Raw genomic sequence first — 15,398 nt, 5'->3', positions numbered from 1 at the left:
AAGTCGAAATCCGCCAATCCGGTCAAATGCTTCGAGACCGGATTGCTCCATCACTCTTCGTCTCGATCGCCAATTTGAATCATGTCTTCCACTAAAAGATGATCTTGCGCAGAACGGACCTTATCGGATAGCGCGCGAATGCACGCTTGCGTCCGAAAAGGCATCAAACACTGGCGGCGAGGTCCCTAGAGTCATATGCTCCATCAATGGATGACTCGGACAAGGATAGTCAGGGAGGCGTCGACTCACACGACGATTGGCCGAATGAACGCCGAAAATTCCGCGAAATTCATCACGACGCCGGACTCCGTCAGCGACGCCATCGTATCTGTACTGCACTACCCCGGATTCGACATCGATAAAGGGCGCGGCGAACTGCGCGTCGAGGGACGCCCTGTTGCCCTCAGACCCAAGACCTTTGCGCTATTGCTGCATCTGGCGCAGCACCCCGGCCGCCTGCTAGGCAGGATCGAACTCATCGACGCCGTATGGCGCGACGTTATTGTCACTGACGATTCGCTGGTGCAGTGCATCGGTGAATTGCGCGCGGCTCTGGGCGATCGAAGTCAGCAGTTAATTCGGACGGTGCCGCGCCGGGGCTATATTTTCGACGTCCGGCCAGTCGGGTCATTTTCCGCCGAAGGCCCGGACCTGACGGCACCTTCGTCATCGCTGGCGCTCAATGGGGACATCGGCGTGCCGCAATCGGTTCGGGAAGCGGCGCTGAAGCGGTCTTCTTCTGATTTCGTCGATACGGCTGTCAGAAGAGCAGTCCCTTCGAACAGAGAGTCCGCTGGGGAAGAGCGCGCTTCCCTGACGAGGTCCGTAAGGGCGGGCGGCAATCTGCCGGCCCAGATGCCACCGCTCTATGGGCGTGCGGACGACATCGTCACGCTCGCGCGTTTGCTGGAGATCTGCCAGCTCGTCAGCGTGGTGGGCCCCGGGGGCATCGGCAAGACACGGGTGGCCCAGGCCGTGGCGCACCGGCTGCGCAACGACTATGCAGACGGCGCCTGGCTCGTCGAACTGGCCTCGCTGGCGGACGCTCAACTTCTCGTGCCGACCGTGGCGCGCGTGCTGGGACACCAGATCGCACTCGAAGCAGGGGGACTCACGTCGCTGGTGCAACTGATCAGGGAGCAGCGACTGCTGCTATTGCTGGACAACTGCGAACACCTGCTCGAACCTGCCGCGGACCTGGTCGCGCGGATCGTGGCCGCCGCACCGGGCGTGCGGGTGCTGGTCACCAGTCAGGAACCGTTGCATATCGATCAGGAGCAGATCTTCCGGCTCGACGCGCTGGCCGTGCCCGCGAGCGCCGACGCGACCGTCGCGCTGGGCTTTGGCGCGGTTCAGCTGTTCGTTGCCCGCGCCCAGGCCGCCGATCCGAAGTTCACGGTCGACAGCGGCAACGTGGGCGATGTGGTCGAGATCTGTCGGCGGCTCGATGGGATTCCGCTGGCGATCGAGTTCGCCGCGGCGCGGGGGGCGCTCCTCGGCGTGCATGGGCTGAGGGTGCGGCTCGACGAGCAGTTGAGGCTGCTGGCGGGCGGGAATCGAACCGCACTGCCCCGCCATCAGACTTTGCGGCGGGCGCTGCAGTGGAGTTATGGGCTGCTCACGGCGCCCGAGCAGACCGTGTTCGACCGGCTCGGCGTGTTCATGGGCAGTTTCTCGCTCGAAGCTGCACAGCGCGCAGCGAGTGACCAGACAATCGATAGCTGGGCAGTCATTGATCACCTGGCCTCGCTGGTGGACAAATCGCTCGTGATGATTGAAGGCGGCGGAATGCCGCGCTACCGGCTGCTCGAAAGCAGCCGGTCCTTTGCCTTGGAGCGGCTCGCCGTCGCCGGTGCGCTCGATGCGACGCGCCGGCGCCACGCCGAAGCGCTAGCGGAGAACCTGACCGGAGACGATCCCTTCGAGGAGCCTCTGGCGCGGATGCGTCGCATCGCGTCAGACCTGGACAATGTGCGTGCGGCCGTGACGTGGGCACTGGGGCCAACGGGCGATCGGCAGATCGCGGTCGAACTTGCCGCTGCCACGGACAGGCTATGGGATGCGCGAGGCTTCAACGACGAAGGCGCGCGCCTGTACCGCACGATCGAGCCCTGGGTGGACGAGTCGATGCCGCCTCGACTGGCGGCGCGCTTCTGGTTTGCCGTCGCGGATCTGCGCATGCGCACGGAGCTAAAGCGCGAGGTCGCTTCGGCGCTCAAGGCGGCCCGACTCTTTCAAAGCCTGAACGACCGGTTCGGAGCCTTCAGGTCCCTGACGGTGGCCGCGCATCAGTTTGCCTTCCTGGCCGATCGCGACGCGGCGAAGGCAGCGCTGACCGAGGCGGAAGCCCTGTTTGACGATGCGTGGCCATCGTGGCTGCGAACGTCCGTCGCGTATTGCAGAGCGGTTTTCGCCTATCACATCGACCGCAAGCCGGATCAGGCAAGAAGAATTGCCCAAGCGGCGTTGCAAGGCCATCGTTGTGGCGACAGTTTCTACGGAGACCGCTGTGAAACTATGCTTCCCGCTTGCGACTTGATGGAAGGCGACTTTGCTTCTGCGTTGCGGCGATGTAACGATATTCTCGACCGATTGACGGTGACAGAGACTGTCCACCTGCAGTTGCACATCCTCCTTACGCGCGGCGCGGCGCTCGTCTATCTCGGCGACTTCAAGGCGGCTGAACTTGCATTGCAGAGCGCGTGCACGCTGTCGATGCATGCAAGCGGTCTGATGACCCATCCCTACTGTTATGTGGCGCATTTACTCGCGCGGCAGGGCCGCCTTGCCGACGCCGCGAGGACAATTGCCTGGATTGACAAGCGTCAGCGGCAGGAAGACCTCGGTAACCGCGATTGGATACCGCCAATTGCGGCGGCGAGCTACAAGGAAGCGCGAGCCATTGTCGACTCATCATTCACGCGTGAGGAACGCGATCGACTTGCCAGCGACGGCGCAAGGCTAAGCGTCGAGCAAGTCACTGCAATGGCATTTCCGGGACGATAGAACGAAAGTGGCACGGTAGATGCGAACTCCGCGTGCGCCCCCGAACGGAGTGGCGGCGTCCATTCCAACGCGGTTAGACCCGGCGGGGTCGTTGGCACGGACAAGGGCAGTCAGGGAGGCGTCGACTCACACGACGATCGGCCGAATGAACGACGGAAAATCCGCGAAATTCATCACGACGCTGGGCTCCGTCAGCGAGACCGGCGTATCTGTACTGCACTATCGTGGATTCGACATCGATATACGGCGCGGCGAACTGCGCGTCGAGGGACGCCCTGTTGCCCTCAGACCCAAGACCTTTGCGCTATTGCTGCATCTGGCGCAGCACCCCCGGCCGCCTGTTCGGCAGAATCGAGCTCATCGAGGCCGTGTGGCGCGACGTTATCGTCACTGACGATTCGCTGGTGCAGTGCATCGGTGAATTGCGCGCGGCGCTGGGCGATCGACGCCAGCAGCTGATTCGAACAGTGCCGCGGCGGGGCTATATCTTTGACGTCCAGCCAATCGGGTCGATTTCTCGCGAAGGTCTGGACCAGACGACCTATTCACAGCCGCGGACGTTCGATGGGTTGGCCGGAGAAGGCCGCACTTCCCTGACGAGGTCAGCACGCGCGGCCGGTAATCTGCCGGCCCAGATGCCACCGCTCTATGGGCGTGCGGACGACATCGCCACGCTCGCGCGTTTGCTGGAAATCTGCCAGCTCGTCAGCGTGGTGGGCCCCGGGGGCATCGGCAAGACACGGGTGGCGCAGGCCGTGGCGCACCGGCTGCGCAACGACTATGCAGACGGCGCCTGGCTCGTCGAACTGGCCTCGCTGGCGGACGCTCAACTTCTCGTGCCGACCGTGGCGCGCGTGCTGGGGCACCAGATCGCGCTCGAAGCAGGTGGACTCACGTCGCTGGTGCAACTGATCAGGGATCAGCGACTGCTGCTGTTGCTGGACAACTGCGAACACCTGCTCGAACCTGCCGCGGACCTGGTCGCGCGGATCGTGGCCGCCGCACCGGGCGTGCGGGTGCTGGTCACCAGTCAGGAACCGTTGCATATCGATCAGGAGCAGATCTTCCGGCTCGACGCGCTGGCCGTGCCCGCGAGCGCCGACGCGACCGTCGCGCTGGGCTTTGGCGCGGTTCAGCTGTTCGTCGCCCGCGCCCAGGCCGCCGATCCGAAGTTCACGGTCGGCAGCGGCAACGTGGGCGATGTGGTCGAGATCTGTCGGCGGCTCGATGGGATTCCGCTGGCGATCGAGTTCGCCGCGGCGCGGGGGGCGCTCCTCGGACTGCATGGGCTGAGGCTGCGGCTCGACGAGCGGTTGAGGCTGCTAGCGGGCGGAACTCGAACCGCGCTGCCTCGCCATCAGACTTTGCGGCGGGCGCTGCAGTGGAGTTATGGGCTGCTCACGGCGCCCGAGCAGACCGTGTTCGACCGGCTCGGCGTGTTCATGGGCAGTTTCTCGCTCGAAGCCGCACAGCGCGCAGCGAGCGACCAGACAATCGATAGCTGGGCAGTCATTGATCACCTGGCCTCGCTGGTGGACAAATCGCTCGTGATGATTGAAGGCGGCGGAATGCCGCGCTACCGGCTGCTCGAAAGCAGCCGGTCCTTTGCCTTGGAGCGGCTCGCCGTCGCTGGTGCGCTGGATGCGACGCGCCGGCGCCACGCCGAAGCGCTAGCGGAGAACCTGAGCGGAGACGATCCCTTCGAGGAGCCTCTGGCGCGGATGCGTCGCATCGCGCCAGACCTGGACAATGTGCGCGCAGCCGTGGCGTGGGCACTTGGACCAACGGGCGATCGCCGGATCGCGGTCGAGCTTGCCGCCGCCACGGACACGCTATGGGATGCACGCGGCTTCAACGACGAAGGCGCGCGGCTGTACCGCACGATCGAGCCCTGGGTGGACGAGTCAATGCCGCCTCGACTGGCAGCGCGCTTCTGGTTTGCCGTCGCGGACCTGCGCATGCGTACGGAGACGAAGCGCCAGGCCGCTTCGGCACTGAAGGCGGCTCGACTCTTTCAAAGCCTGAACGACCGCTTCGGAGTCTTCAGCTCCTTGATGGTTGCAGCGCTCCAGTTTGCCATGCTGACCGATCGCGACGCGGCGAAGGCAGCACTGGCCGAGGCAGAAGCCCTGTTCGACGACGCATGGCCGTCGTGGTTGCAAACGTACACCGATTGGTGCAGAGCGGCTTGCACGTACTATATCGATGGCACTCCCGAGGAAGCGCGAAGACTAGCCAATGCTGCATTGCAGGCGCATCGCCGTGGCGACAGCTTCTTCGGAGACCGCTGCCAATTTTTGCTGGCCGCCTGCGACTTGATGGCGGGCGACTTCGCTTCCGCATTGCGGCGATGTAACGATATTCTCGACAGCGCCAGCGTGACCGGAAGTGTCCACCTGCGGTCGCAAATCCTGGTTGTACGCGGCGCGGCGCTCGTTTATCTCGACGACATCGAAACGGCTGAGCTTGAATTGCGCAGCGCTTGCACGCTGTCGATGCATGCGGATGGTCCGATGACCTGTCCCTACTGCTACGTAGCGCATTTGCTGGTGCGGCAGGGCCGTCTCGCCGACGCCGCGAGGACAATTGCCTGGATTGACAGGCGCCTTCTGCAGGCAGACCTTGGTTACCGCGATTGGATACCTCCGCATGCGGTGTCCAGCTACGAGCATGCGCGAGACATTGTCCGCTCGTCATTCACGCCCGAAGAACGTGATCGATTTGCCAGCGAAGGCGCGCGGCTCGATGTCGAGCAAGTCACAGCAATGGCATTTCCGGCTCGATAGAACGAAAAGCGACGCGGCGGATTTGGACTCATTGCACCGGAAACCGCGGCTGCCCGCGCCCGCCTGAAGCACAAGTCATCTTCCACCAATCGAACCGATTGCCTTCAATACGCCGTCGTCGTGGTCACATCTTTCGGCGCAATTTCGGCGTTGATTCGGCATCCCTTCGTGCGACCCGACCCCGCCGTGCCTACGCTGCTCTTGCCAGCGAACTCGCATATTGCAACGAATCGAGCATGGATGCGGCGACCGCTGCGTCATTAATGGCGGCGGCGCGCGACTAATCCTCATCACGGGCCCTCGCTCACGCGCATCCAGCGTATTCGAGCCGAATTCAACCGCTTGCGCACTGCCGCCACGCAAACGGTTTGTCGTCGTGAGCGGCACATCAGTCCCGACGCGAATCAATCTCGTCGAACTTGTAGGAGACGCATCATGAAGTATGCACTGAAGGTGGCCTTGGCTTGCACAGCCGTTACTATGGTGGCAGGCGTCGCGTTTGCTCAGGGGGGCGGAAATGGCAATGGTGGAAGCGGCGGAGGTAGCGCGCATGGCGCGGCAACTTCCGGCATGACACGTAACGGAGACCCTGTGTCGAGCCCGTTGGATGCGATACCGGGCAAAAATGATTTCGGCAAGAACGAGTCCGATACGCACTCGATGCCGCCGAACGATGCCCTAAATACAGCGAAGAGCGGTCAATAAGGCGACTGTCCGATCATGCAACGGCTGACCGAAGTCACTGGCCGGCGCCGTCGCAGGAGTGTTTTGCTTGCAGCAAGGGTGCATCGCACCCTTTCTGCAAGCATTACCCACACTATCTCTATTCAAACCAAGTATCTATAACAGTTCTGTGGAGCCCGCAATGTAGTACGAGTTTCGAAGTAGTCAACGGAGCAGGGAAAATGAAATCAACGTTAAGAAAATTGGCATTGGCCGCATCCATGACTGTTTCCGCCGGCGCGACATTGGCCCAGATGTTCGATATGCCTCGGCACGGTAGCACGACCTACACGAATTACGCTATCAACCACGAACTGGCCACCATCGACATGGGCGATCAAGGGTCCAGTTTGCTGATTGAGGGGTTCGGGATCACGCGCAATTCGGTCGGCGAAAAACCTTTCGATCGTATGTCGGTTCAATGCCTTTTCTATGAAAGCGCTAGAAGCGGCAAATATGAAGTAAAGGGTGCTTGCACCGAAACTGATGTGGACGGTGACAAGATCAACCTCACCTTTGAAACGGACACTCAAACTTTGACCGGAGGTACCGGCAAGTACAAAGGAATAAGCGGTTCGGGGACATTCTCGGGACAGCTATTGCACCCACCCGCCGTGGGCACGCATGCGGTCGAGGTGAATAACAAGATCACCTGGAATATGAATTAGCGATATGCGCCGACCCATGCGGTCGACTCCGAAACTGGTTCCCTCGCAAAAATCTCGCACGCGCAGTCGCGTCAGATCGCATGCCCAAGTTTTCCTATCAATCGCAGGATTGAGCATGCCAGTAGCGAGGGTTCGAAGTCGTATTCGGTCTTGTGCGAGCCACCCAGACTTTCGAAAGCTTCCACGGTAAAGCACGCCGTTGCCATTCACCCCAATAGCGTTGCTCGACACGTCAGCATTGCGGCGCTTCTTCCGGCAATGCTCGACGTTGCGCGCGATAACGTGTCATCTCCTCGTCCAGCCATGTGGCGAAAGCGACGAATGGCGCCCACTCGCGCCGCTGCTCCGGAAACATCAGATAAGTCTTCTGCGCATTGATCGCCGCATATCCGCCGATGCGCACCAACTGGCCCAACGCCAGCTCCTGCTCGATCAGCACGCGCGGCAATAGCGCGAGGCCCAGGCCCGCGACCGCTGCTCGAATCGCCATGATGAAGAAGTCGAACGAGTGGTCGCTGCCGTTGCGCGGCGTGTGTTCGATGGCTTCGTGCGCGGCGGCTTCGCTCCACGTCATCCAGGCGGCGGGCAGATCGCGCGTATGAATCCACGGCATCTCGACGATGTCCTGCGCGGCGAGTTCATCGGCCATTGATGGCGAGGCGACCATCCACACTTCGTCGTCCGCCATCAGCACCTTGCTCGCGAGTCCCGGCAGCGGCGACTGCTCGAAGTGAATCGCGGCGTCGAAGTTCAGGTCGTGGAAGTACGTTGGTTGATCACGGCCAATCAGCCGTACCTGGATGTTCGGCTGCGCACGATGAAAAGCCGGCAGCCGAGGCACCAGCCATTGCGCGCCGAAGGTGACGCCTACCGCGACGCGCAGCGTCGAGCGTTCGCGATTGGCTACGAGTTGCTGCGTGTCCTGGCGAATCTGCTCGAGATTCACGCGGATGCGATGCGCGTAATCGGCGCCCGCATCGGTCAGCACCAGACGCTGGCTGACGCGCCGGAATAACTCGACGCCGAGGCTGGATTCGAGTTCGTTGACCTTCTTGCAGATGGCGCCGTGTGTCTGCTGCAGTTCAGTGGCGGCCTTCGAGAAGCTTTGATGACGCGCCGACGCCTCGAAGGCCTGCAACGCCGTCAGGCTCGGAATTCCTCTACGCAATGACACGAGCGGGTCTCCATAGGAAGTTCGCTCATTTTAGCGCCATGCTTGCGGCGGGCTCGCGCCGACGTTCGGTGTCGAGCACGATCCCAAGCACTGCACCGGCGGTCATCGCCACCGCAATGCCGATGAATGCGAGCTGAAACGTGCCGGTCGTATCGCGCACCCAGCCGATGAGATACGGCATCAGAAAGCCCGACGATACACCGATGCTCGTAATGAGCGCGATCCCCGCCGCCGCCGCGCGATCGGTGAGGATGTTTCGCGGCAACTGCCAGAACGTGCTGATGCTGCAGAAGCACGCGGACGTGCCGACCGCCAGCACCGCGATGGTCGCGAGCGGCGACGACAGATAGAGTGCGCTTGCGAGCGCGATTGCCGACAGCAACATCGGTCCGGCGACGTAGCGCGCATGAATGCGCTTGCGACTCACGATACGTCCCCACACGATCACGCTGACCACCGCGGCCGCGAACGGCGCGGACGTGATCAGGCCGATCTGCGTGAGCGAGTACTGCGCGCTACCCTTGAAGGTCTTCACGACCTGCGGAAGGAAATACAGCAGTCCGATGATGCCCGAGTTGATGCCGAAATAAACCAGGCCGAGGCCCCAGACCTTCAGGTTGGTGAGCGCGTGGCGCGCGTTGCCGGGCTGCACGGCGGCGGACGCGGCCTGCTCCTCGCCGATGAGCGCCGCGCGGATCGTCTGACGGTCTTTCTCGCTCAGGCCGCGCCATGCGTGAGGACCGTCCGGCAAATAGAACCACGCGACCACGCCGAGCACGATAGCGGGCAGACCTTCGAGCAGGATCATCGCGCGCCAGCCGGTGATGCCGAACACGTTCGCATGCTCCATGATCCACGTCGACACCGGCGCGCCGATCATGCCGGTGAGCGGGATCGACATCGTGAAGAGCGACATCATCCAGACGCGATTGCGTGCGGGCATCCACAGCGTCAGGTAGTAGACCATGCCGGGATACAGCCCCGCCTCGAACACGCCGAGCGTGAACCGCGCGATATACAGCCATTGCGCGTTCGGCACGAAGCTCGTGAGCGACGACAGCAGGCCCCAGGAGACCAGTATGCGTGTCATCCAGCGCCGCGCGCCGAAGCGATGCATGCACAGATTGCTGGGCACTTCGCACAGGATGTAGCCCAGAAAGAACAGACTCGCGGACAGCCCGTATTGCGCGGCGCTCATGCCGAGTTCGGCGTTCATCGTCAATGCCGCGTAGCCGACATTGGCGCGATCGAGCTGGTTGGCGACGTACATCAGCACCATCAGCGGCGCGAGCCGCCACACGATGCGTTTCATCAGATCGGGCGGCAACGCGCTTTGGGTATCGAGAGTCTGCATGGGTGTTGTCCGGGCACGAGTCCTTTCGTGGCTTCATTTAGCACTAGCCGAATTTCCATGACAATCCACGAAAAGTATCTGTCCTGTGACGCTTCGGCATAACCTCGTGCAAAGCCATGCGCGACGGGCCTTCGTGGCGAGTGGTGCCGAAATCTCACACGACATTGCGCAAACCGCCATGGACGGCGGCACTTCTGGCGCACCAGAATAACAATGTCCCGTCTCTTTCATCGAGGGTGCCGCATGTGCTCGGTCGACTCCGACGATTATCAGATTCCCACTCCCATCGGCGGAGCGTTGCCGGTTCCGCGTGTCCATAAAGACCACGAGACCGAGCGGCGGCATCGCAAGCTCAAGCTCGCGGCGGCGTTCCGGCTGCTGGCGCGCTTCGGGCTGACCGAGGGCATCGCCGGTCATGTGACGATGCGCGATCCCGAGCATCACGACCGCTACTGGGTCAATCAATATGCGCAGCACTTTTCGACCATCCATCCCGACGATCTCATGTGCATCGACGACAAGGGCGCGGTGCACCACGGCAGTGGGCCGGTCAATGCGGCGGCGGTCGCGATTCATTGCGGGCTGCATCGCCAGAATCATGCGGCGGCGGCCGCCGTGCACACGCATACGACCTATGGCCGCGCGTTCGCCGCGCGCGAACGGCTGCTGGCGCCGATCAATCAGGAAGCGTGTCTGTTCTTCGAAAACCATGTGGTATTTCGCGGAGACATCGTCGTGCTCGCCACCGACGAGGGCGCGCGTATAGCGCAGACCATGGGCGAGTGCAAGGCCGCAATCCTATTGAATCACGGCCTGCTGACGGTGGGATCGAACGTGGATTCGGCCGTGTATCGCTTCATCGCCATGGAGCGGTGCGCGCAGGTGCAGTTGCTGGCAGAGGCGGCCGGCCCGCTCGAGCCGCTCAGCGCGGAAGAGGCACGCGCGACGCGCCGGCATCTGGCGTCAGACTACGTCGCCTGGCTCGGTTTTCAGGGCTTATTCAAGCAGATACTGCGCGAACACAGCGACCTCAACGACTACGCGCGCATGCTCGACATGTAGTCGTGATCAACGCGACGATACACGTGCGTACGGTACCTTCCACTTCGAGCGCTCATGACGCTCATTGCGAATACATCAGGAACAAGGTCAGCGGCCCATTACTTCTGATCATTGGCACCGAGCGCATTCGCGGCAGTATGCAAGCGATCACCGTATCAGCCGGCCTCGCTTTGTGAATATCAATATCTACTCCACGTGATGCGATATTTGTCGCGTCACCGCTCTTGACGTTGGCTTCTTGCCGAATGATCATAACCTCTGAGCCTGCATCGAACTTCTGTCAGTCGCAGCTTCAGAAATATTGATACCCGTGCGTAGTCATTGTTGGGAGACGTGCAATGACCTACCCGTCCCAATCCATTGTTCAATGGACGAAAGACAACGCGAAACAGCTTCTTCCCGATGCGGTTTTCCTCAGCTTGCTACATCGCAAGCGCATCGGGCGCTTCCCCAAACTTTTTCACCCCACAACCTACAACGAGAAAATCCTGCTACGTTGCTTGCGGCCGGACTCGCGATACAGCGCTTTGACCGACAAACTGACCGTGCGCGATTACGTCAGAGAAAAGATCGGTGAGAAATACCTCATCCCCATCATCTCCGCGCCCTCGGACTTTACGCAAAAGACGTTCGACATGTTGCCGAATTCCTTTGTCATGAAGGCGAACCATGGAAACAATTTTGTGGAAATCGTCCGGGACAAGTCGCAGCAGAGTTTCGAACATCTCCAGTGCCTCGCCAGCCAATGGCTCTCCACCAATTTCTACAGAAATGCGCGGGAACGGCACTACCGAGGAATTCAGCCACGCATTTACTTCGAGAGTCTGCTGCTCGACGAGCACGGCATGATTCCAGCCGACTACAAGGTTCACTGCTTTGCGAACGGATCGGGACGACCCGTGATGTATATCTTCGTCATCTCAGACCGTTTCGGAAGCAACACGCGCGGCGACACATACGACGCACAATGGAACCGTATCGACCTCGAGTTTGCTCCCTACCTTCGCAGCACGCGGCCGGCACCGCGACCGAACAATCTGGAGCTGTTGCTCGATACGGCGGCGCTTCTGTCCGAGGGTTTCGATTATGTTCGCGTCGACCTGTACGCACCATCTGACCGGGTGTTCTTCGGCGAACTCACTTTCACGCCGGGGGCTGGCGTAAGTCCCATGTTGCCCGATCGGGTCGATTATGAATGGGGACGTCTTCTGTCGTGAGGGTGTCTGCAGTGTGGTCGTGACGGCGTTCCTCTCCATCAGCCTGGCGGCCGACTGCGACTGCCAGGCCCATTAGCGGCACTCAGCTCTGTTAGTCGCTGGACGCGACCCGTTCACGGGTCAATTTCGCCGCGAGCGTCCTTCCTCCATCAAGCCTTTTTTACTCGATCGGCGCCATCGGTTGCCGGGTGGTCTGTCAGGTTCGCCCACCTCTTCCATAAGCTCATATTACAATGCCGGGCTAAAAACGCCGCCCGGTACGGTGGCACACAGACCAAAACGCTCAATGTCGACCCAGCTTTCGAATCCTCCGTCGCTCGCCTCGGCCTCCGACCAACCTGCCGCCGCAGGCATCGCATCACTCGGCTGGCTGCTCCCCTTCCACGCAGTCGTCTGGACGCTCGCCGCCTGGCTCGCGCGCGGCAATCTGGACATCCAGGGCGACATGGTCGAGACCTACGTCTGGGGCATCGAGTGGCAGGCCGGTTACGCCAAGCACCCGCCGCTTTCGTCGTGGGTCGCCGCGGCCTGGTTCAGCGTGTTCCCACATACCGATCTCGCCTATTTCGCGCTTTCGGCGGTGAACGTGCTGGTCGGCCTCGCCGGGATCGTCGCGCTCGCCGGGCGCTTCGTGCCGCGCCAGATCGCGATCTTCGCCGGGCTTGCGATGGCGGTATCGCCGCTTTACTCGAATCTCGCCATCAAATTCAATCCCAACTCGATCCTGTTGTCGGTCTGGCCGTGGACCGCCTACTTTTTCGTCCGCTACGTGCAGGCGGGCAGCCGCGTCGCGCGCGGCGGCGCGGCGCTCGGTCTCGGGGCCTGCGCGGCGCTTGCGGTGCTGGGCAAGTACTTCACGATCGTGCTGCTGCTCGGGCTGTTGCTGGCGTTGCTCGCACGCCCCGCATGGCGGGCGCGCCTCGTCAGCGTCGATTCGCTGCTCGCGGTGGCGGCGGGCGTCGCCGTGCTGGCCCCGCACGTGCACTGGATGATGGTCAATCATTTCCCGACGCTCGAGTATGCCGCGCAACGCACCGGCGGCACGCTTCTCGCCGCGGTCGGGCGCTTTGGCATCTACACGCTCGCGCAGATCGGCTACCTCGCGCTCAGTTTCGTTTTCGTGCTGTTGATGGTGCGCACGCGCGGGGCGGCGCGGCTGATGGCGCTGAGCGTCGTTCGGCCCGCGTCGCACCCGGATCTCTGGTGGCTCGCGCTGGGGCCGCTGTTCGCCGTGGGCGTGCTGTCCGTGATCGGCAAGACGCAGATGGCCTCGGTCTGGGGCATGGCGCAGTGGTTCGCGATCGTGCCGCTCTGGCTTGCCGTGCTCGCGCAAGCCCGCGTCGCGTTCGCGCCGCAGCGTGCGATACGCGCGATGGCGGTGTACTGGGCGCTGGTGCTCGCGGTGTCCGCCGTGGTCGGCTACACGGGGGCGCAGCGCAATACCGACGACGCGGCCGAGCCGCGCGCGGAACTCGCGGCAGCCGCGCAGGCGGTGTGGCACGAACACACCAGCCGGCCGCTGTCGATCGTGGCGGGCTCGACGCATGAGGCCGCTTCGATGGTGTTCTATGACGGCGGCCGCGCCCGCTTCTGGGATCTCGACTGGCCGGCAGCAACGCCTTGGGTTGCACCCGCCGATTTCACGCGCCAAGGCGCGCTGATCGTGTGCCGTGGCGACGACTCGGACTGCATCGCGACCGGATCGTCGCTAAGCCATGCCGCGCCGGTTGCGCTCGAGGTGGGCAAGACCGCATGGGGACGGGAGTTGCCCGCGCGTCCCTACCAGCTGTTCGTGATCGTGCCGCAGTCGTGAGCCATGCGCCGATCACGCCGGACCGCGGCCGGCCGCTCGTCGTCGATCTCGACGGCACGCTGTTGCGCTCCGACGTTCTGATCGAGTGCGCGCGGGCGTTTCTGAAGACTTCGCCGCTGCGCTGCTGGCAACTGCTGGTCTGGCTGCTGCGTGGCGGCAAAGCGGGCCTGAAGGCGCGGCTCGCGGCCGCCACGGATCTCGATGTCACCGGGCTGCCGTATGACGCGTCCCTGCTCGCGCAGTTGGCGGCGGAGCGTGCATCCGGCCGTGCGCTCGTGCTTGCGACCGCCACCCACCAGCGCTACGCGCAGGCCATCGCGGATCATCTGGGCTGCTTCGACGAGGTCCATGCGACCGACGGTAAGGTCAACCTGTCCGCGAGACGCAAGCGTGACCGTCTGATCGCCGCCTTCGGGGAGCGCGGCTTCGACTACGCGGGCAATTCGCGCGACGACGTGCCGGTCTTGGCCAGCGCCGCGCGCGCGTGGGTCGTGAACCCGGAGCGCGGCGTCGAGCGCGTGGCGCTCGCGCAGGGCAATGTCGATCGCGTGATCGAGACCCGGCCGGGGCGCCTGAAGGTGCTGGGCAGAGCGCTGCGCCTGCACCAGTGGCTCAAGAATCTGTTGATTTTCGTGCCGCTGCTCACCGCGCACCAATTCGGACAGCCGGCGACAACGCTCGCCGCGGGGCTCGCATTCGTCGCCTTCGGGCTGTGTGCGTCGAGCGTCTACCTGCTCAACGATCTGATCGATCTCGAGGACGACCGCCATCATCCTTCCAAGCGCAATCGGCCGCTCGCATCCGGCGCGTTACCGCTACGCAGGGGGGTTGCGTTGTGTCCGGTATTGCTGGCCGGCGGCGCGCTACTCGCATTCGGCTGCCTGCCGCTGCGCTTCGGGCTCGCACTGCTCGCCTACTACGCGCTCACGCTCGCGTACTCGCTTTACCTGAAGCGGCTGGTGATGGTCGACGTGGTGGTGCTTGCCGCGCTTTACACCGCGCGCATCGTGGCGGGTGCAGCCGCGATCGGGGCACATCTGAGCTTCTGGCTGCTCGCGTTCTCGATGGTCATGTTCCTGAGCCTCGCGCTGGTCAAGCGTTATGCGGAACTGCATGCATTGCAGGCGCGCGGGCTGACGAAAACACGCGGGCGCGGCTACCAGTCCGACGACCTGGCGCTGATTTCATCGCTCGGCGCCGCATCCGGCTATCTCGCGGTGCTGGTCCTCGCGCTCTATATCCAGGACCGCAACACCGCGCTGCTTTATCGTCACCCGCCGATGATCTGGCCGGTGTGCGCTATCCTGCTGTACTGGGTCAGCCGCATGTGGCTGATCGCCCATCGCGGACAGATGCACGACGATCCAGTGCTGTTTGCGGCGAAGGACCGCGCGAGCTGGCTCATGATCGCACTCTGCGCGGCGTGTTTCTGGATGGCGTTATAGAGCGGCGATCATGCGTCGGATGGTGCGCTTATCGGGGCCGCCCTCTGCCGTTCTGCAATACGCTCGCAACCTGACCGGGCGTGTGGAAAGCGGTACCATGAAAACACCATCGGACGCCAGGTTCATCTGTGCCTGAGCGTGTAACGTCTC

At 62.8% G+C, this 15,398-nt stretch carries 10 protein-coding genes; 8 read left to right on the top strand and 2 right to left on the bottom strand.

What is annotated here, in order from left to right; translation table 11 throughout:
* Positions 1-264: 264 nt before the first annotated feature.
* The 4 genes from QFZ94_RS38830 to QFZ94_RS38815 all read left to right on the top strand — a co-directional run bounded on the left by QFZ94_RS38830 (position 265) and on the right by QFZ94_RS38815 (position 7,183).
* Complete coding sequence (locus QFZ94_RS38830) at positions 265-3,006, top strand: winged helix-turn-helix domain-containing protein (RefSeq protein WP_429463197.1); 2,742 nt, start codon at positions 265-267, stop codon at positions 3,004-3,006.
* A gap of 299 nt (positions 3,007-3,305) precedes the next feature.
* Positions 3,306-5,792 carry an ATP-binding protein gene (locus QFZ94_RS38825; RefSeq protein ID WP_429463195.1) on the top strand — a complete coding sequence of 829 codons (2,487 nt, stop codon included), beginning with the start codon at positions 3,306-3,308 and terminating at the stop codon, positions 5,790-5,792.
* Positions 5,793-6,227: 435 nt separating this feature from the next.
* Positions 6,228-6,497: a hypothetical protein gene (locus QFZ94_RS38820; protein ID WP_410851288.1), complete on the top strand. Its 270-nt coding sequence runs from the start codon at positions 6,228-6,230 to the stop codon at positions 6,495-6,497.
* Between the two features lie 200 nt (positions 6,498-6,697).
* Positions 6,698-7,183, top strand: a complete 486-nt coding sequence (locus QFZ94_RS38815; RefSeq protein WP_429463192.1) for a hypothetical protein — start codon at positions 6,698-6,700, stop codon at positions 7,181-7,183.
* Positions 7,184-7,415: 232 nt separating this feature from the next.
* Here QFZ94_RS38815 and QFZ94_RS38810 read toward each other — a convergent pair whose 3' ends face one another.
* Both QFZ94_RS38810 and QFZ94_RS38805 read right to left on the bottom strand, forming a co-directional pair.
* Complete coding sequence (locus QFZ94_RS38810) at positions 7,416-8,357, bottom strand: LysR substrate-binding domain-containing protein (RefSeq protein WP_429463190.1); 942 nt, start codon at positions 8,355-8,357, stop codon at positions 7,416-7,418.
* A gap of 25 nt (positions 8,358-8,382) precedes the next feature.
* A complete protein-coding gene (locus QFZ94_RS38805) occupies positions 8,383-9,711 on the bottom strand; it encodes an MFS transporter (RefSeq protein ID WP_429463188.1) in 1,329 nt (442 codons plus the stop codon).
* Between the two features lie 243 nt (positions 9,712-9,954).
* Here QFZ94_RS38805 and QFZ94_RS38800 point away from each other — a divergent pair, with 243 nt between their 5' ends.
* The 4 genes from QFZ94_RS38800 to QFZ94_RS38785 all read left to right on the top strand — a co-directional run bounded on the left by QFZ94_RS38800 (position 9,955) and on the right by QFZ94_RS38785 (position 15,248).
* Positions 9,955-10,773, top strand: a complete 819-nt coding sequence (locus tag QFZ94_RS38800) for a class II aldolase/adducin family protein (protein WP_429463186.1) — start codon at positions 9,955-9,957, stop codon at positions 10,771-10,773.
* Positions 10,774-11,111: 338 nt separating this feature from the next.
* Positions 11,112-11,990 carry an ATP-grasp fold amidoligase family protein gene (locus QFZ94_RS38795; RefSeq protein ID WP_368581321.1) on the top strand — a complete coding sequence of 293 codons (879 nt, stop codon included), beginning with the start codon at positions 11,112-11,114 and terminating at the stop codon, positions 11,988-11,990.
* Positions 11,991-12,276: 286 nt separating this feature from the next.
* Complete coding sequence (locus QFZ94_RS38790; RefSeq protein ID WP_429463184.1) at positions 12,277-13,803, top strand: glycosyltransferase family 39 protein; 1,527 nt, start codon at positions 12,277-12,279, stop codon at positions 13,801-13,803.
* Positions 13,800-15,248 carry a UbiA family prenyltransferase gene (locus QFZ94_RS38785; RefSeq protein WP_429463182.1) on the top strand — a complete coding sequence of 483 codons (1,449 nt, stop codon included), beginning with the start codon at positions 13,800-13,802 and terminating at the stop codon, positions 15,246-15,248. The genes QFZ94_RS38790 and QFZ94_RS38785 overlap by 4 nt, the downstream gene beginning before the upstream one ends.
* Positions 15,249-15,398: the final 150 nt, after the last annotated feature.

It is taken from the genome of Paraburkholderia sp. JPY465 (assembly GCF_050436725.1).
Taxonomy (GTDB): Bacteria; Pseudomonadota; Gammaproteobacteria; order Burkholderiales; family Burkholderiaceae; genus Paraburkholderia; species Paraburkholderia youngii.
This window is presented reverse-complemented; position numbering and strand designations above follow the sequence as displayed.